General features: G+C 66.8%; 20 protein-coding genes. 9 read left to right on the top strand and 11 right to left on the bottom strand.

Annotated elements, in window-relative coordinates:
* Positions 1–217 precede the first annotated feature (217 nt).
* The 6 genes from ABD143_RS18105 to ABD143_RS18080 form a co-directional block, all read right to left on the bottom strand.
* Positions 218–1933, bottom strand: coding sequence for an ABC transporter substrate-binding protein (locus ABD143_RS18105; RefSeq protein WP_343979347.1), 1716 nt, complete (start codon positions 1931–1933; stop codon positions 218–220).
* Positions 1934–1967: 34 nt separating this feature from the next.
* Entirely contained in the window at positions 1968–3638 is a 1671-nt protein-coding gene (locus tag ABD143_RS18100) for a dipeptide ABC transporter ATP-binding protein (RefSeq protein ID WP_343979344.1), read from the bottom strand.
* A gap of 12 nt (positions 3639–3650) precedes the next feature.
* Complete coding sequence (locus ABD143_RS18095; protein ID WP_343979341.1) at positions 3651–4517, bottom strand: ABC transporter permease; 867 nt, start codon at positions 4515–4517, stop codon at positions 3651–3653.
* On the bottom strand, positions 4514–5500 hold the full coding sequence (locus tag ABD143_RS18090) for an ABC transporter permease (RefSeq protein WP_343979337.1): 987 nt from the start codon (positions 5498–5500) through the stop codon (positions 4514–4516). Before ABD143_RS18090 ends, ABD143_RS18095 begins: the two co-directional genes overlap by 4 nt.
* A gap of 547 nt (positions 5501–6047) precedes the next feature.
* Positions 6048–6413: an NADPH-dependent FMN reductase gene (locus ABD143_RS18085; RefSeq protein ID WP_343979334.1), complete on the bottom strand. Its 366-nt coding sequence runs from the start codon at positions 6411–6413 to the stop codon at positions 6048–6050.
* A 7-nt stretch (positions 6414–6420) separates the two neighbouring features.
* Positions 6421–7026, bottom strand: a complete 606-nt coding sequence (locus tag ABD143_RS18080; RefSeq protein WP_343979331.1) for a hypothetical protein — start codon at positions 7024–7026, stop codon at positions 6421–6423.
* A gap of 809 nt (positions 7027–7835) precedes the next feature.
* Between ABD143_RS18080 and ABD143_RS18075 the strand changes: the two genes are divergently transcribed.
* Together ABD143_RS18075 and ABD143_RS18070 are read left to right on the top strand one after the other, a co-directional pair.
* Positions 7836–8093 carry a helix-turn-helix domain-containing protein gene (locus tag ABD143_RS18075; protein WP_343979329.1) on the top strand — a complete coding sequence of 86 codons (258 nt, stop codon included), beginning with the start codon at positions 7836–7838 and terminating at the stop codon, positions 8091–8093.
* Positions 8094–8241: 148 nt separating this feature from the next.
* On the top strand, positions 8242–9303 hold the full coding sequence (locus ABD143_RS18070; protein WP_343979327.1) for a tyrosine-type recombinase/integrase: 1062 nt from the start codon (positions 8242–8244) through the stop codon (positions 9301–9303).
* 414 nt (positions 9304–9717) lie between these two features.
* On the opposite strand, the gene ABD143_RS18065 is transcribed toward ABD143_RS18070, so the two are convergent.
* From ABD143_RS18065 to ABD143_RS18055, 3 genes are all read right to left on the bottom strand, one after another.
* A complete protein-coding gene (locus tag ABD143_RS18065) occupies positions 9718–10767 on the bottom strand; it encodes a DUF6119 family protein (protein ID WP_343980279.1) in 1050 nt (349 codons plus the stop codon).
* Positions 10768–11338: 571 nt separating this feature from the next.
* Complete coding sequence (locus ABD143_RS18060; RefSeq protein WP_343979324.1) at positions 11339–12220, bottom strand: DNA adenine methylase; 882 nt, start codon at positions 12218–12220, stop codon at positions 11339–11341.
* Positions 12217–13767, bottom strand: coding sequence for a hypothetical protein (locus tag ABD143_RS18055; RefSeq protein WP_343979321.1), 1551 nt, complete (start codon positions 13765–13767; stop codon positions 12217–12219). Before ABD143_RS18055 ends, ABD143_RS18060 begins: the two co-directional genes overlap by 4 nt.
* A gap of 359 nt (positions 13768–14126) precedes the next feature.
* Between ABD143_RS18055 and ABD143_RS18050 the strand changes: the two genes are divergently transcribed.
* The gene (locus ABD143_RS18050) at positions 14127–14690 is read left to right on the top strand and encodes an HD domain-containing protein (protein WP_343979318.1); all 564 of its coding nucleotides are present in this window, start codon (positions 14127–14129) and stop codon (positions 14688–14690) included.
* Here ABD143_RS18050 and ABD143_RS18045 read toward each other — a convergent pair.
* Positions 14678–15151, bottom strand: coding sequence for an NUDIX domain-containing protein (locus ABD143_RS18045; RefSeq protein ID WP_343979316.1), 474 nt, complete (start codon positions 15149–15151; stop codon positions 14678–14680). The genes ABD143_RS18050 and ABD143_RS18045 overlap by 13 nt on opposite strands.
* Before the next feature lie 20 nt (positions 15152–15171).
* On the bottom strand, positions 15172–15912 hold the full coding sequence (locus ABD143_RS18040; RefSeq protein ID WP_343979313.1) for a helix-turn-helix domain-containing protein: 741 nt from the start codon (positions 15910–15912) through the stop codon (positions 15172–15174).
* A gap of 149 nt (positions 15913–16061) precedes the next feature.
* On the opposite strand from ABD143_RS18040, the gene ABD143_RS18035 reads away from it, so the two are divergent.
* The 6 genes from ABD143_RS18035 (at position 16062) to ABD143_RS18010 (ending at position 17795) form a co-directional block, all read left to right on the top strand.
* Positions 16062–16430, top strand: a complete 369-nt coding sequence (locus ABD143_RS18035; RefSeq protein ID WP_343979310.1) for a hypothetical protein — start codon at positions 16062–16064, stop codon at positions 16428–16430.
* Between the two features lie 32 nt (positions 16431–16462).
* Complete coding sequence (locus tag ABD143_RS18030; protein ID WP_343979307.1) at positions 16463–16696, top strand: hypothetical protein; 234 nt, start codon at positions 16463–16465, stop codon at positions 16694–16696.
* Positions 16697–16855: 159 nt separating this feature from the next.
* On the top strand, positions 16856–17074 hold the full coding sequence (locus ABD143_RS18025; protein WP_343979305.1) for a hypothetical protein: 219 nt from the start codon (positions 16856–16858) through the stop codon (positions 17072–17074).
* The gene (locus ABD143_RS18020; protein WP_343979302.1) at positions 17074–17280 is read left to right on the top strand and encodes a hypothetical protein; all 207 of its coding nucleotides are present in this window, start codon (positions 17074–17076) and stop codon (positions 17278–17280) included. The genes ABD143_RS18025 and ABD143_RS18020 overlap by 1 nt, the downstream gene beginning before the upstream one ends.
* A 1-nt stretch (position 17281) precedes the next feature.
* On the top strand, positions 17282–17602 hold the full coding sequence (locus tag ABD143_RS18015) for a hypothetical protein (RefSeq protein ID WP_343979300.1): 321 nt from the start codon (positions 17282–17284) through the stop codon (positions 17600–17602).
* A gap of 1 nt (position 17603) precedes the next feature.
* Positions 17604–17795: a hypothetical protein gene (locus ABD143_RS18010; RefSeq protein WP_343979297.1), complete on the top strand. Its 192-nt coding sequence runs from the start codon at positions 17604–17606 to the stop codon at positions 17793–17795.
* The last annotated feature ends 83 nt before the right edge of the window (positions 17796–17878 follow it).

Below are 17878 nucleotides of genomic sequence, written 5' to 3'. Positions count from 1 at the left end.
GGGCTGAGCCCTCATCGTCCGGCGGCCAGGAACGCCTCGACGGCGCCTTGCGCGTGCAGCGCCAGCTCGGCTCTTGCGTCCGGCGCGGCCTGCTGCGCACCCAGGAACCGCAGGAGCGTTCGGGACGGACGGCCCCGATCTCCTCCCCGGATTGCAGCAAGGCCACCTTCACGCCGTGTCGTGGCATGAAGGTGGCCTTGCTGCGATCCACCGGTCCCTACACCGGGCTCTTCCAGGTGTTCACGAAGTGGTTGCGGGCCTGGGCGTCGAACACGATCCCGTGCACGGTCGGCGCGTGCGCGATCACCTGCGACGGCGTGTAGACCGGGTTGGTCAGCGCGAACTCGTCGAGCACCAGGTCCTGCGCCGCCTTCGCGTACTCCCGGCGCTGCTGGGGGTCGAGCGTCGTCTCCAGCCGCGAGAGGCCCTCCACCAGCCGGTCCCGGCCGGGGAGGTCGGCGGGCAGGAAGGCCGTGTTGTCCAGCGCCGGGTTGTAGGTCAGGTTCAGCACCGAGGCGTCGTTGCGGCTGCGGTTGCCCGCGACGATGTTCCAGTCGGTGAGCGCGTTGGCGCGCAGCGCCGTCGAGTCCGGGATCGGCACGACCGTGAGCTGCAGGTCGATGCCGACGCCGCGCAGGTCCTGCTGGATCGACTCGTAGGCCGGCTTGTTGACGACCAGGTTGTTGATCCCCAGCAGCTTCACCACGAGCGGCACGCCGTCCCTGACCCGGATGCCGTCGGGGCCGGGGACCCAGCCGGCCGCGTCGAGGAGGCGCCGGGCCTCGGCCTGGTCGAACCGCAGCGCGGTGGCGCTGTGGTCGACGTAGCCCTCGACGTTGTCCGCGAGCACCGACGTCGAGATCCGGTAGGAGTCCGACAGCACGGTCTGCTCGATCGCACGCCGGTTCCAGCCCAGCTGGATCGCCTTCCGCACGGCGATGTCGTTGGTCGGGGCGAGCGAGAGGTTGAAGTCGAAGCGAATGTCCGCGCCCCCCACCTGGCCGGAGACGACCGGGTAACCCTGCGCGGCCAGCGGGGCCTCGTCGGTGGGCTGCACGTCGAGGATCGCGTCGACCGTCCCGGACGTCAGCGAGCCCGTGCGGACGCTGCCCTCGGGCACGACGTTGAAGACGATCCGGTCGAGGTACGCCTCGCCCTCGTGGTTCAGCGCGGGCGGCGCCCAGTGGTAGCCCTGCCGCCGCACCAGCACCGTCGAGACCTGCGACTGCCACGACTCGTACACGAACGGCCCGGTCCCGATCACGTTGCGCGGGTCGGTGCGCTCCTCCGCGCTCCGGGCGAGCGTCGAGAGCGAGAGGAACCCCGGCTGGTTGTTCGCCGTGAACGACGACGCCTGCAGGAAGCTCGCCACCGGCCGGGAGAACCGCACGACGGCGGTGTACGGCTGCGGGGTGGCCGTCTCGACGTACCCCGGCAGGTAGACCGCGCCGTTGGGCTTGATGCCGAGCCGCTCGTCACCGCGGGCGTACTGGTCGAAGTTGGCCTTCACCGCCGCGGCGTCGAACGGCGTGCCGTCGCTGAACGTCACGTCCTGGCGCAGGTGGAAGGTGAACTCGGTGAGGGCGTCGTTGAATTCCCACGAGGTGGCGAGCCACGGCGTGATCTCGCCGGTCTCCGGGTCCTGCCAGGTCAGCTTGTCGGTCACGTTGTTGCCGATGATCGACTCGGCGTAGTTGCTCCCGGCGTGCACGTCCGGGCTGCGCTGGAAGTCGATCATGGCGAACTGGAGCGTGCCGCCGCGCACGGGCGCACCGCCGGCGACGGCGGCCGGGTCCGCCTGCGGGCGCGCCGTGCTGGTCACGGCGACGACGGTGGCGGCCACGGCGACCACCACCACCGCGGCCGCGGTGATCCACGGCCACCGCCTGCGCGGTCTCGCCTCGCCCTCGATGTGGGTCGTCGGTGCGCTCATGGTTGTCCTCCTGCAGCTACGGGGTCGGTCTCGGTCACGCGACCTCCTGCCCGATGCGCTCGCCGGGGACGGCGGCGAGCAGGCGGCGCGTGTAGTCGTGGGCGGGCTCGGCGAAGACCCGCTGCACGGGCCCGCTCTCCACGACCGCGCCCGCTCGCATGACGGTGACGTCGTCGGCGACCAGCCGGACCACACCGAGGTCGTGGGTGATGAAGACGTAGGTCAGGCCGAGCCGGGCCTGCAGGTCCACGAGCAGCTGCAGGATCTGGGCCTGCACCGAGACGTCGAGGGCCGACACGGCCTCGTCGAGCACGAGGACCTCCGGCTCCAGCGCGAGGGCGCGGGCGATGGCGACGCGCTGCCGCTGCCCGCCCGAGAGCCGGGCCGGGGTGCGGTCGAGGAACTCACGACCCAGCCCGACCCGGGCGAGGATCTCGCCGACCCGGTCGGCCCGCTCCCGGCGTCCGGCGCCGAACGCCCGCAGCGGCTCGCCGACCAGCCTGCGCACGGTGAACCGCGGATCGAGCGAGCTGTACGGGTTCTGGTACACGAACTGCAGGTCGCGACGCAGCTCCCGCCACTGCTTCGCCGAGAGCGCGAGCAGGTCCCGCCCGTGCAGCCGCACCTCACCGCCGTCGGGGCGCACGGTGCCCACGAGGATGCGCGCGAGCGTGGACTTGCCCGCCCCCGACTCCCCCACGATCGCGTGGGTGCGGCCGCGACGGACGGTGAGGTCGACGCCGTCGAGCGCCCGCAGCTCCGCGCGCCGCTCGCCGTGCCCGACCCGGTAGGTCTTGGTGACGCCCCGGACCTCCACCGCGGTGCCGTCCGGCACCTCCGGGACGGCCCCTGGGTTCGCCCCCACGTCCGCGGGGAGCAGCCGTCCCACGTGCCGGGCGGGCGCCGCGGCCAGCAGCCGGGCGGTGTACGCCGAGCGCGGGCGCCGCACGATCCGCTCGACCGGCCCCTGCTCGGCGACCCGTCCCTGCTCCATCACCACAACCCGGTCGGAGCGGTCGACGGCGATGCCGAGGTCGTGCGTCACGAGCAGGATGCCCAGGCCGAGCTCGCGGCGCAGGCCGGCGAGGTGGTCGAGGATCACCTTCTGCACGGTCACGTCGAGCGCGCTCGTGGGCTCGTCGGCTACGAGCAGCTTGGGCTCCCCGGCCAGCGCGATCGCGATGAGCACACGCTGCTTCATCCCGCCCGACAGCTCGTGCGGGTACTGGTCGTACACGCGGTCGACGTCGGTGAGCCCGGCGCGGCGCAGGCTCTCCCGCGCCCGCCCGGCCTGTTCGGTGCGGGAGAGCCGCGCGCTCGGCGGGGTGTTGAGCTGCACGGCCTCGAACACCTGGACGCCGACCCGTTTCACCGGGTTCAGCGAGGTGCCGGGGTCCTGCGGGACGTAACCGACGTAGTTGCCGCGCACCCCGGCCAGGCGCTTCTCGCTCCAGCGGGTCACGTCCACACCCGAGAACGCGATCGTGCCCGCCGTGATCCGGGCGTTCGCCGGCAGCAGGCCGAGCGCGCCGTGGATCAGGGTGGTCTTGCCCGACCCCGACTCCCCCACGACCGTCACGAACTCCCCGGCCTCGACGGTGACACCCGCCTCCTGCACGGCGGTCGCGGTGCGGTGCCGTCCGGTCGTGTAGGTGACGGTGAGCCCGTCCACCCGGAGCAGCGGCGCAGCGGCAGGTGTGCTCATGGGTCCTCGTTCTCAGCGGTTCGGGCGCAGCGACGTGCTGATGCGGTGGGTCGCGATGACGACGAGCGCCAGCACGGTGCCCGGGAGCAGGGAGATCCACGGGTAGAGCGCCACGAAGTCGCGGCCCTCGGCGACGAGCAGGCCCCACTCCGGCTCCGGCGGCGGGGCGCCGTACCCGAGGAACCCCAGGCTGGCCACGGCGATCACCGCCGTGCCGAACTCCAGCGCGGCCAGCGCCAGCACCGGGCCGAGCGCGTTGGGCAGCACGTGCCCGGCGACGACGCCCCACCGGCTCACCCCGAGCCCGTGCGCGGCCTCCACGTAGTCGGTGTGGGTCACGCGGATCGTCTCCGCGCGCATGACCCGCGCGAACGAGGCGATCGACGCGATGCCGACGGCGAGCGCCACGTTGTAGGTCGAGTAGCCGAGCACCGAGACGATGACCATCGCCAGCAGCAGGCTCGGGATCGACAGGAGCACGTCGACGACCCGCATGACCGTGGTGTCGAGGGCACCGCCGGCGTACCCGGCGGCCAGGCCGATCACGGTGCCGGCGCCGAACGCGACCAGCACCGCCACCAGCGTCGCCGTCAGCGTCGTGCCGGCCCCGTGCACCGCGCGGGAGAACAGGTCGCGGCCGAGCTGGTCGGCGCCGAAGGGGTGCTCCCAGCTCGGCGGGGCGAAGCTGAGCGCGGGGTCGCCGGCGTACGGGCCGTGGGCGGTGAACAGCCCGGGGAACACCGCCCACGCCACCACCAGCAGCACCAGCAGCCACGACAGCACGAGCCCCGGCGGCGGGACGGCGGGACGGCGGCGCGGCTCCGGTGGGGCGGCGACGGGAACGGTCACGTCGGGGGGCGGGGCGGTGCCGATCGTCACGAGGGGCTCCGTTCGGTCCGGGCCGGGACGGGCGCGGTGGCGCCCGCGCGCAGCTCCGCGCGCAGCCGGGGGTCGAGCAGCGGGTAGACCAGGTCGACGACCAGGTTGATCAGCGCGAACGACGCCGAGACGAACACGACGATGCCCTGCACGAGCGGCACGTCGAGGGTGTTGATGGCGGTCTGGGTGAGCCGCCCGATCCCGGCCCGCGAGAAGATCGTCTCGACGATCACGGCGCCCGCGACGAGGTTGCCGAACGTGATCCCGGCGATCGTGAGCGCGGGCAGCGAGGCGTTGCGGAAGACGTCGCGCACGACGATCCAGCCGCGGGTGGCGCCCTTGGCCGCCGACGTGACCACGTACGGGGAGGCGAACTCGTCGGTGAAGCTCCGCACGAGCAGCTGCGCGATGGGCCCCGACACCGGGATCGCCAGCGTGACGAGCGGGAGCACGATGCTGGCCGCGCCGACCTCCCCGAACGACGGGAACCAGCCCAGGGTGAACGAGAAGACCTGGATGAACAGGATCCCCAGCAGGAACACCGGCACGGACACCGCGGCCGGCGGCAGCGCCTCCACGAGGTCGCGCAGCCACCGGTGCCGGGTGTAGGTCGCCACGAGCGCGATGGCGAACGCGGCCACGACGGCGAGCGCGAGCGAGCCGACCGCGAGGAGCAGCGTGCCGGGGAGCACGTCGAGGATCGATGCGACGACCGGACGGCCGGACTGCACGGAGGTGCCGAAGTCACCCGTCAGGGCGGCGCCCAGGCGCAGCAGGTACTGCACGAGCACCGGCTGGTCGAACCCGTAGAGCGCCGACACCTGCGCGCGGATCTCCGGGGTGATCGAGTTGCGCTCCGCCGGGTCGAACAGCAGGTCCACCGGATCGGCCGGCAGCACGAAGAGCAGTGCGAACGTGAGCGTGAACGAGGCCCACACGACGAACAGCGCCCGGCCCACCTTGGCGGTGAGGTACCTCGCCATCGTCGTCCACCTTTGCGTCGGGAGGGCGCGCGAACGCCCCGGCCGCCACTGGCGAACGGGAGGCACGACGGGCCGGGGAGGAGGGGGAACCGGGGAAGAGCGGCGCTGCCCTGGAGCGAGCGGGGTCAGGCCCGACAGCAGCCGGAGAGCTCACACCTCGGCGCGGGACGGCCGGTACACACGTCGTGCGCGGGGGTGTGCGCGGGGGTGTGCGCGGTGGCGTGCGGCATTGCGGCCTCCTTCCCGGTCCGATCGAGGCACCACAAGTTTCGGCCGGTGCGCTCCCCGTGAACAACGCCGCCGCGCTACGAGAACCGTGCAGGGTGGCTTCACGGACGGAACTGGCGGCGCCTCGTCACGTCGCCGGTGGGTGTGGCATGCCGGCACCGCCGCCCGAGCCCGGGGCTGCCGTCTTCGACGGGTCCGGACGAGCCCGCCAACCCGGGGGCGCCCAGCAGAAAGGCCACGTCCAGGGCGCTGCTGCGCCCCGGACGTGGCCTCTGCACGTCCTGTTACCCGAGCATCCGTCGCATCCCGACGGCCCCGCTCAGACCGTGACGGCCTCGGTGGGGCGGGCGGAGCGCAGCGGGGCGAGGGCCCGGGACCACGCGACCACCTCGTCGAGCAGCTCGCCCAGCGTCTCCTCCTGGTGCGGGCCCGGCCGGAAGACACCCTGCTCGGTGGGGTCGGTGATCTCGAAGTCGGTGAACAGCGACAGCGCCACCTGGGTGCGCACGTCGGCCACCTTCACCTCGCCGAGCGCCAGCCGCAGGTGCTCCACCGAGCGGGTACCGCCGTGCACCCCGTAGCTCACGAAGCCCGCCGCCTTGTCGTTCCACTCCGCGAACAGGTAGTCGATCGCGTTCTTCAGCGCCGCGGGCACGGAGTGGTTGTACTCCGGCGTGACGAACACACGTAGGTCAACCGGACGGACGCGCGTTGGAACCGCCCGCAGGACCAAACCCCTCGGTTTCCAGCCGCCCTGAATCAAGCAACCCCACCGCCCCGTCGTCGAGGTGGCCCCACCCGAAGCCCTGGTTGCCCCGCGCACCTGCCGCCGTCACGGCGCGCAGCATGTGCGCTCGCATGTCGCTGAGAGCCGTGGCCGTCTTCGAGGGCAACGGGCTCGGCCGCGCGCACACACCGACCATGGCACCGCCGGGCAACTCGATCGTCCCGACATCGATCGCACCGCGCACCGCCAATTCGAGTCCCGGAGAGCCGAGCAGAACGCGGAACCACATCGCCTCGCCAGGGTTGTACGGCGGAAACAACGCAAAACGACCGAGTCGCTTCTCCGGTCGCAGAATCCCGAGGCTGTCGCACCCAATGATCACCGTGACCGCATGGCACCAGCCCGGCCGCACATCGTCGGGTCGTTCCCACCGCGTGAGCACCCGGTCGGCACCGGCGGACAACCCAACCGCGGCGGCGCCCTCGGACGTCCAGGCCATTCGCCAGCGCCCGCTGCGGTGCAGCGACAACTTGATGTACGCCATGTCGGCGCGCGTGACCGAGGTAAACATCCGGCTCTGTCGTCCCACCGACGACCATCCACGACTGCGAGCGCAACCCGTTGCGGTCACCGACGGCCCAGCGAATCGTGCCGCCACGCTTCACGCGTTGCGGCGGCGGGATCGGGTCCGGCTCACACGACACGGAGTAGGAGTGTGGCAGCGACTGCAGACGCGGCGGTAGCCGATTCACGAAGCAGCAGCCGAGACGGCTCGGCAGCGGCCGAGGACCGGCGAGAGAGTGGGCGAGGCCTCGGCCAAAGCAGGCGTACCGGAACGCCCTCGTTCCGGCTCCGCGGCCGGATGTATATCTTCCGGCATATCTTGCTCCCGGCAGGGCAACAGTTTGACCACAGCACACGCCCGGGCGACGTAGGCGACGTCCGAGGAACGCTCTCCCGCGGCGCCCACCTGAAGGAAGATCACTCTCGAACCGTTCCGGCTGCGTCGAGGCGGTGCTCGAACGGACCCGGCACAGCACACGTGACACAGCTTGCTTCCGCACTGGCGAATCGACTCCTTCCCGGCCGCATGCGGACCGAGGTTAGGGGCGCCGTGGTTGCCCTTCCGCGCGGGATCGGGAAAGCAGATCGACCACACGTAGTTCACGGCGTGGTCACGGATCGGCAGACGGACGTCGGCCCGGTCACCGCGTGCTCACAGGACAGCAACGAGGACGCTCAAGCCGCCGCGGTCCACTGGCTCGAGTCGCGACCGGGGCGTGAATGCACGCTGCTTGATCACGGCACGGCAACGCTCGCTGGGAGACTTCGGCCGCCCATGACCACGGTTCGAACCACGCGCGTTACAACCGTTTTCGTGTGACATCACGCCAAGGCAGGACAGCCCAGAAGGCCACCCCGGCCGACGCACCCGCAAGCACGAGGCGGCTGTATCGGATCGCGGAAGCCACACAGATGCTCTCGCTCAGCCGCACCGTCATCTACGAACAGATCCGCAGCGGCCGGCTCCGCTCCGTCGTGCAGGGCCGGACCCGCCTCATCCCCGCAGACGCGATCGCCGATTACGTCGCTCTGCTGTACAGCGAATCAGGACACGATAATGCCGGCGCGTCGTAGTCGCGGCGACGGCGGCCTTCACTGGGACGAAGCGCGAGAGCGCTGGATCGCCAGCCTCACCGTCGGCTACACCCCGGCCGGCAAACGAATCGTTCGCCGAGGAAGCGGTCGCACCAAAACCGAAGCAAAGAACAAGCTCAGAGAAATTGTGCGTGACTACGAGGACGGCCTCGCCGCCGCGCAACACGGCTACACCGTCGCCGACGCGGTCAACGACTGGCTCGACTTCGGCCTCAGCTCACGAGACCCCAACACCGTCGCAACCCGACGCAGCCTCGCCACCCACCACGTCATCCCCGCACTGGGCGCGCGGAAGCTGCGGGAACTCTCGGCCGAGGACGTCGACCGGTGGCTACAGGAGAAGTCCAGGACGCTCAGCACCCGGACGTTGCAGGACATCAAGTCGATTCTCAGCCGGGCGATCAAGCGCGCCCAGGCCCGGGACAAGGTCAAACGCAATGTCGTACTGCTCTGCGACACCCCGACCGGGCAAGTCGGCCGCCCCTCGAAGTCGCTGACCCTGCCCCAGGCAGAAGCGCTCCTGGAGCACTGCGACGGCTCCACGATGGGCACCTACGTGCTGCTGTCGCTGCTGACCGGCGCCAGGACCGAGGAGTTGCGCGCCCTGACCTGGAGCCACATCGATCTCCGGGGCGATCCACACACAACGCCACCGATCCTGCCCCACATGATGGTCTGGCGGTCGGTTCGCGCCGGTGGCGACACCAAGACCCGCACATCCCGCCGGACCCTCGCCCTGCCACAACGCTGCATCGACGCGCTACACGGACACCGGACCCGGCAAGCCGCACAGCGCAAGCTCGCCGGAGACCGGTGGGCCGACCACGACCTGGTCTTCGCCTCCGAAGCCGGCACTCCCCTGGACTCGGCGAACGTCAGGCGCGGCTTCCGGCGCATCGCCGCAGCCGCCGGACTCAACGCCACGGACTGGACACCCCGCGAGCTCCGGCACAGCTTCGTGTCCGTGCTCTCCGACGCCCGCGTGCCCATCGAGGTCATCTCCCGGCTCGTCGGCCACGCCGGCGGCTCATCGGTCACCGAGGAGATCTACCGCAAGCAACTGCGACCCGTGATCGACGAAGGCGCGACCGCCATGGACCGCGTCTTCCCCACCGCACCCGGTAGTCACTCAGTTAGTCACTCACCCCGGCCCCGAACAGCAGAACGGCCCGGTCCTGAGCTCCGTTAGGGCTCCTGACCAGGCCGTTCGGCGTGGGCGATACTGGGATCGAACCAGTGACCTCTTCGGTGTGAACGCGGATCACCGGTATCGGCGGGTGTCGCCCGGCCGCGTTCTCGCTGGTCGCCCCGCTGTGCAGTACCGGTCCGTGCGCGATGGTGTTGATGGTCGTGATGCCCTTCTGCTGCCTCGCGCAGCGGAGTTCGACGTTCGCCTCGTGCTACGACGCTGACACCTGCCAGACCCGGTCACCGGTACCGCGCCCCGCCGAAGTAGTCCCGCAGCGCGACCGTCAGGTCGCTCGCCGCGCCTTCATGGCGTTGAAGCGTGCCGTGAGGACGTACAGGTAGTCCAGCAGCGCCTCATGAAACGCGATCGAGTCTCACGACCGTGATCTCGCCGATGCGCCACTGAACTATCGCGCTATTGTGAGGCTCCGATGCCCACGATGTAGAGGGTGACACCTAAGTCTTCGAGCGCCTGCGAGACTCTAGCGAGGGTAATTCGCGCAGCAGCGGGAATCTCTCTCATCGAGACCTCAGGCGCCTCATTTGAAGGGAAGGAAAGCACAACTACCCGAGGTGAAAAATCCGCCGGCAGCCTGCGATCGACCGAGCGGTCCGAAACCAGTTCAATGAAGGAATTGCGCGCCTCTGCAGAGCGAAGTAACAACTCAGTCGAGACCAGCGCCTGATTGAATAGATGTCCGAATGATGCACTGGTTCGCGCACGCCTCACGTGGATGAGTTCACCGTTAGGCCCAAGTAGATCACAGGGCTCGAAACGACCACCGCCGGGGATTGGGATCAACACCCTATCTAGCACGAGTAATCCTCTGCCTGACTGCCCGGCCGCCGCAAGGTAATTGGCTTCGGTCCAATCCTGCGGCCAGTTCGGCAACTCAATTGATGCAGAGCGGGACAGTAGTCGTGCAACGTCGAATTCGATCTCATCGACAACGAGGGCCGAACGGCTGGTCCGGTCGATTTCATTGCGAATTCCCAAGAACTCCGCATCAACTAATTCGAGAAGACCGGCAAGCCTAGAGAACCGTCGCTTTATCTCAGACGGAACACTGACACTGGGCTTGTAACTCAGATCATGCTCGATTTCAGCCCAGGCATGCTGCAGGATGGATCGAATTTGCAACTCGAACTTCAAGCCCTTATATCCACTATACTCAGGCAACGCCGAACGACCTGCGTCCAACTGTAAGACGTAGTGAAGAGATAGGTACCCAAACCGATCCGGATCAAGAAGTGTTCGTTTATCGATTGAGTTGTCGATATCGACTTCGAACTCTCTCTCAATGAGGTTCCCGATCGCATCAACCTCATCAGGAAAGTAGGTAACTACGCGAATCCCAAGCACATCGGTAATGTCGCCAAATTCTCGCGATCTGTCCGAACGTTCGAGCTTGCGCATTATACTTGTCTTAGACTTCACTCGACTCGTGACACTATGAACTCGCATGCCCTCTACTTCAAGTAGCGTGCGGATCAAACTCTCCAAGGGCAAGCTAAAGCTCTCCATGAGCCTCATTCTCGATTCGATCTCTACAGTAGAGTCAGTCATATCGTTGCTTCCCTTCAGCGGTTCTCCTCTTTGGGCAGACACCGTCGGAGGTTACAAGGTCGAGGCAGTGCGCTGCTTCCAACTCGGACGATTGTTAGTTGCCAATTTGGAAGACTGCCTCGGGGTCCACTCTCCCGCCGCTGACCTGCGCTCGGCCGTGCAGCGTCCTGCACGACGTGACCCGCGGTGACCCTGATTAGTTGCACGCCAATTGCACGTCGAACCACCGGAGCATGTCTCCACGCTGGGACCCGTGTGGCATCCCGTCGACCTGGCGCAGCCCGACCGCGCGGCGACTCGGGCGCAGCCTCCCAACCAACCGCAGCCGATCATGCCAACCCTGCGCCCGGGGCGCCGTGTGGTAGCCCTCAGGGAGGTCGACGGGATGCCACACCCCTCTCGCGTCTCCCAGCTGCACGGGACATCCCACTCGGTCATCCCGGAGACCTGCCGCCCGGCGAGGGAGCATTCAGGCGAAGAGGGCAGGGCGATCGATCTCGATCGCGTCGGAATAAATCATGATCTCTTTTGACTTCGTCACGTTTCGCGCGGAATAGTAGACGCCGATTTCTTCTTTTCGGCGATCGGGATAGAGGTTGGCCACCTCCTCCACGTTGTCATACGTTAGAACCCAGCGACCTTTTGCTGCCGAGTTCAAGCAGTCTGCGAGGTTTTGGTGGTCCTGACCCCGGAAGGAGTTCATGTACAGTGAGCCGGCCTTATAGAAGTACGGCGGGTCCGCATAGATGAATGCGTCGGGATCGCCAGTATTTGCCCTAATTACGGACAGTCCGTCATCATTAGAGACAGTGATTTTCTTAGCGTACAAGCCAATGAGGCGCATACGCTCGGTGAGAGTTTCTCGATTGAATCGTGCGTCGATTTTGTAGGGTCCAGTCTGGTCGTGCCCGCCGATCGGGCCGCCGTTCAGAACCCCAGACCTATTAGTTCGATTAAGAAAGAAGGTCGCAAACCCTAGGGTCAATTCGTCGCATTGGCCAGGATTATCGTATGCCTCACGTTGCCTACGCCACTCCGGTATCGTCACCGGGACACTGCGGATGCGTTCGATGAGCGCGGAGTTCTGCTTGATGCATGCCTGCCAAAATGCGTGAATTGCGGGATCGAGATCGTTGATGTGTATACACTCAACTTCGCCTGTAATCAACAGGCCAAGGGCGGCGCCAGCACCACCCGCGTAGGGTTCGATGTATTTGGGCCGCGAGCTACTATTCAAGCGTATCAGCTCGCGAAGGCGCAAATAAAGAGAACTCTTTCCACCCGGGTACCGCAGGGGGGAAAGCCTAGGCCTCCTCATGCCGGAGTGAACACGCTCCCCGCTGATCTTCATTTGAGCATCAGTCGCATCAGGCTAATCATAGCTTCCCAGAGTTCGTGCGCATCACCCGGCGTCGCATGCATGTCCGGATTGTGGTTAATGTCGTTTAAGTAGGCAGCACTTGTTGGGTACAGCCTTGAGTCGCGGGACTGAATTCGATTGATGACCGAACTCAGTCCTTTGTAGTTTGGCAAATTTCCGACATGGGCATTAAGCCAAACTAGACAGTCGCTCAACTGAACGTGGTTGCCATTCCGTGGAACGATTTTGTAGTCGCCCTCGCGAGCGTAAGCCTTGATCACCTTCTCAAGGAAGGTTCGAAGCAGGTCCATAACGGCGTTTGGATACTTCTGAACATGTATCTCGATTAGCTCGGCAAATATCTTATGGATTGCTACAGGGAAGCTTTGGGGGACGGAAAGGCCATGCGGGTCGAGTCGAACGGAGTTCGGCTTGCGCGTTGGGTCCGCCTGTGGAGCTCCATTTCCCGTGCCGGACTGCGGCTCACCACCTGAACCGTTGCCAGGCTGTCCGCTACCAGCCGGACTATTCGAGACTCCTGTTGCGCCACCGCCTGGGCTTCCCGTCGCGCCATCATCGTTCGACTGGTCGCCTGTTCCCTTGTTCCCGTGTCCGCCATCACGCGGCTCAGCCTTGCCGTTGTTGGCTTGCTCGCTGGCGCCGCCGCGTCCAGGTTCGTTAACAATCTGTTGAATCTTGTTCATCAGATCGGTGAACGTCTTTGAGCTCGTTTTTGGCATTGTCCGCGCCGTCAGGTCGCCATCACACATGCCCTGAATTATGAGAGTGGCAAGCCGATTAAAGCGCGCATCGGTTGTTGACGTCCGAATGCTGCCGTTGGGGCGCATTTCGATGCCGAGAATTCGATTGAATTCGGCAGACTCGTAGATTCTGGCAAGCGTCGATGTTGGAAACTTTGCGGAGTGGATGTAGTCGGACAGCTGCGGGTCTCGGTACGGGACGTTCTTGAACTTGTTGAGTAGCTGACTTGCGCGGACGTAGCGCCGCACAGAAGATAGGGGATACTCCTCAAGCAACACTTGGAGCGTCTTCCCGGCGTCGACCTGCGCCTGAAAGAATGCTGCCTGTCGCGGAGGTTTCCAAGGGCTCCGAATGTTGCTAGTGTGAATCGCGGCGATAACTCGATTTGCTAGATCCTGATCCGGCGCCTTCTTTACGCGGATGACGCGGAGATTGTCGCGGCCGCTGAAGTCCTTAGTTAGCGTAGTGATCCGCGCCTGGTATTCTGGGATCAGGTATGGATTCTGGATAGCCTTAAGCGCTGCTAGCCGGCGATTGCCTTCAACGACGAATGTTCCTCCGTCACGGTCGAGCACTATCGGTGTCTCGTGCGTCAGATAGCCAACTTTGACAATACCCTCGACCAGCGAGAACGCGTCGCCATTGACGAAAATGTCGCGCATAATATCAGGCTGGGGTGCGTTGACTGGCATTTCTAGTCGAATGTTTGCCGGGTCTAGCGCGACATCATCAAGCACGTCCACGTCAAGCTCGGGCCAACTTGTCATGTCGATCACAAGCGGGTCGCTCCTGCAGTCGGTGGCGTGGGTAAGGGACAGCTTCCAGACCCTAGTGCACTTGCGATCATGAGTCCTGTGTCCCCTGAGGTGTGTTCTCCTTGAGAGGCGGCGCCGGACCAGCCGCGCGCCGCGCGGGGACCGGCCGGAGGCCGCACGCCCCGCGCGAGCGCTTGCGGCTGCATCAGACACAGGGCCGCGCGGCGCCGGAGGCGCCGCCTTGAACAAGTAGGGAAACTCTGAACACGCGGCCTCCTGTGGCGCGCTGAGCTGCGAAGACGTGTCGCGGGCAGTCCCAATAGATGGGTGACACCGCTCGTGAGCTTCGACCGCCAGCGCGTCGCTTCTACACTCGCCGGATGCGCGAGATGCCGACGGTCGAAGAGGCTGAGGAGCTAGCGCGTGAGCTGCTGGAGCCGCTAGGGAACCGGTGGGCGCACGTGCAAGCCGTGGCTGCACGCGCCGATGGACTCACGCCGGCCATCGAGGGTGAGGACGAACAGCACCTGCTCGTCGTAGCGGCCTGGCTGCATGACCTCGGGTACGCCGCCCCTCTACGGGACACCGGCTGTCACCAAATCGACGGCGCTCGCTACCTCATTGCCGAGGCCTACCCGGCCCGGCTCTGCGCGCTGGTGGCGCACCACTCGGCGGCGACGTGTGAGGCGGAGGAACGTGGCCGGCTGGCGGATCTGGAGGTCTGGCCGCGTGAGGAGTCGCCCGTTGCGGATGCGCTGTGGATGGCCGACATGACCACCGGGCCGCGCGGTGAGGAGCTGGCCTACTCCGAGCGCCTGGCGGAGATCCTGTCCCGCTACGAACCGGACTCGATCGTTGGCCGCGCCATGCGACGTGCGGAGCCGTCGATCTCGGCAGCGATCAGCCGCACCCAGCAGCGGATGCAGGACGCCTACACAATCTGAGGCGTCGCCCGTCCGGCCAGCGCGTCGTCGATCCGGCGCCGCATCGACGGGTGCACGTTCAGATCCGCAATGGCCGATGGCTCGACCCAGCGGACGGCCTTGGTCTCGGAGCCGTCCTCGCGCGCCTCGCCCGAGATCACCCGGGCGTGGAAGCACACCGAGAACTCCTGACGCACCTCGCCGTCGTCGTACTGCATCACGTGGCCCGGGTCGGTGTAGATGCCCACCAGACCGGTGATCTCGACGTTCAGACCGGTCTCCTCGACTACCTCGCGGACCGCGGCATCAGCGATCGACTCCCCGAGATCCATCCCGCCTCCGGGCAGCGCCCACAGGTCGTTGTCGACCTTGTGAATCATCAGCAGTCGGCCCGCGTCGTCGCGCACTGCTGCGGTGGTCGATGGGACGACGCTGTTGGCCTTCGGAGCGGCGGGGTCGTGGTAGTAGTCGCGGCGGCTCACCCACCCAGAATGCACCGAAGTCAACCGAGCGGCTTGGCCTCCGCCCAGACCGCCTCGAACGATCGCATGTAGTGGTCCCACATCCGGCCCCCCGGGACACGGCGCAGGTGCATCACCGGCGAGTGGCCGGCGGGCTCGCCGTACGCGTGGCCGTTGACCATCAAGTCCTGATCGAACCGGTACAGGGAGTTGTAGAGCGTCGTTCTATGCGCGCGGACCTCGACACCCGGCAGATCCGCAACGGCCGCCAGGTAGCGCCGGTGAAGCTGAATGCGGCCCTCCAGCCCGCCGGTCGTGCCCTCGTCGATCGCACGCTGACGCACGGCATCGGAGGTTTCGTCACCAATGAGGAAGCGGCATTGCACGCCCTGTGCAGACTTGGCCCGCAGCACCTCGCAGATGTCGAGCTGCTCGAACAGGAACGTCCCTGCGTAGGTCAGCACGTCCAGCGCTTCGCGCGTCGAGCCGATGAGCTGCCGCCACACAGCGTCCGGCACCGCGGCCCGGGAGGGGTGCAGCTCCAGGAGCTCGGCGACGCTCGCGGACTGAGTGGCCGGCGCGGTCAGTAGCTCGGGCCAGATGTACGCCTCGTCGACCCCTAGCGCAGTGGCAACAGCCGCGCGATGCGTCCGGTGCGGCAGACGTCCCTTGGTGATCCACCGCTCTACCGTCTTCGGGTCGACGCCGATCCGTTCGGCGAGGTCCGCCGTGCTGAGCTGCGCAGTTGCCAGTGACCCGCGCAGACGCTCGTTGGTTGGCATCAGGGACCCCCAGGGACGTTTAGAACCGACAGGGACGTTTATAGCACGGACGAGACGTCCTGTCGCGTCCCTTGTTGGTGGTGCCGACGTCCCCCGTGTCCGGGGTCCCATAGATCCACGACGGAGGACGGACCGACGAAGGAGGAGCGATGCAGAACATCCCGGTGATCCTGAACGGCTACCGGATGACGGTGGTGGACCCGCCCGCGCCGAAGATGCGCGAGGACGGCTCGATGGTGACCAATCGCGAGGGCGTGACCCAGTTCGTGGTGTCAGTGTTCGCGAAGCTCCGTCCCGGCCCCGGTGAGCGGGCGCCGAAGGGCGAGGAGATCAAGGTGACCCTGGAGACCGATCCGGGCCAGGGCTTCGAGGAGGGCGCGCGGGTGGAGCTGATCAGCCCGCGAGTGTCGCCGTACGAGATCAAGGGGGACAACGGGCGCACCGTGTCCGGTCTGGCGTTCCGGGCTATGGGCCTCGCGCCTGCCGCTCCGGCGCCGGCGCCGCGGGGTGAGAAGTGAACGTTCGACCGGATTGGGCCGCGAACTTGGCCGTGACGGTCTATGCCCACCTCTGCGACGACACCACGCTGTGGCACCGGCTCGGCTCCGAGAGCGGGCGCGCGGCGTTGCACATCGATGGTGCGAACTCCGCGGAGGTCGTCCTGTTCGCTGATCGCGCCGGTCTGGCCCGGCTGCAAGCGGCCGTAGGTGGCGCGCTCGCCGCTCTCGATGCACAGAAGACCCCGACCAGCCCGACCGACTCGGCGGACGTGCCCGCCGCGTGAGCATTTCGCCCGCGTTCTGCGGGTGAGCATTCCGGTTCTCTGCTGAGCGCCGATCGTTCGTTGAGAATTCCACAGTGGATACACCCATGCCTGAAACCGGCCGAGCAACTGTCACGGCCGGAACATTTCAATACGCATCAATCGGGAGGTTGATGACCGATGATCTGTGATTTCTGTTCAGGATCCGGGGCGTTTGATCCATGCGACGGCTACGGCACCTCCCCCGATTCCTTCCCCAATGCCGGCGACGGCGTCGACTGCGGAATCTGTGGCACCTCCGGTGTCTGCCCAGCCTGCGACGGCACTGGCGAGACCGACAACGACACAAGCGACAACGACAGCGGTGAATACGGCGAGTTCCTGGGAGTGATGACCTGATGAGCACGACGACGATCAACAAGGCCGCAGGCGGCCGGCGGGCGACGACGGGGGTGGCGCGGTTGGTGCGCCGACTGGAGCGGGAGCGCCGCCAGTGGAACCGCCCCGCCTCCGACGCGATGGAGCTGCCGACGGAGATGGCGTGGCGCGCCGGGGTCGCCGAGGGGTTGCGGCTGGCTCAGTACGCGATCCGGAAGGGCGTCTGACGTGGCTACATCGACGCTCGGTTCGGCTGCCCGTTCCACCCGGGCATGGGCGCAGCGGCGGCACAACCGCCGGGCACTGGCTCGGTTCGGTGAGTTCTGGCAGGCGCTGCAGCACGTGGGCGATGTCCTCGCCGAGGCCGAGCGGCTGTCCAAGTCGGCGGACGACTCGGCGTGGAAGAGCCGCAACACCCGACACTGGACGATCGCCACGGCCGATGAGGTCCGCACCTCGATCAAGCGGTGCCGGTCCTCACTGCGCATCGTCTCCTCCTCGGCGAAGCGGTTCGAGCCACAGCTCATCGTGAAGGACTGGAGGCGCTGACATGTCCAACCCGACTGATCGCATCATCGACGAACTGGACCGCTCCATGCGGGAACTGCGCGAAGCGATGCGCGGTATCCCGATTCGGCGCGGGTCATTCAAGAAGACCCACGACAACCTCGCCCGCGACGTCGCGCACGTCACCACGATGCTCGATGCGGCCCGACCGGTCCTACGCAAGAACGACAAGTAACGCACCACCACTTCTTCGGGCCGGGACGCATCACCAAGGGAATTGCGTCCCGGCCCGACCCATGTCCGCACCCTTTTCGCTGG

The organism is Pseudonocardia aurantiaca, assembly GCF_039526725.1.
Taxonomy (GTDB): domain Bacteria; phylum Actinomycetota; class Actinomycetes; order Mycobacteriales; family Pseudonocardiaceae; genus Pseudonocardia; species Pseudonocardia aurantiaca.
The sequence above is the reverse complement of the archived record's forward strand: the minus strand, read 5'-3'. Positions and strand labels throughout refer to the sequence as shown.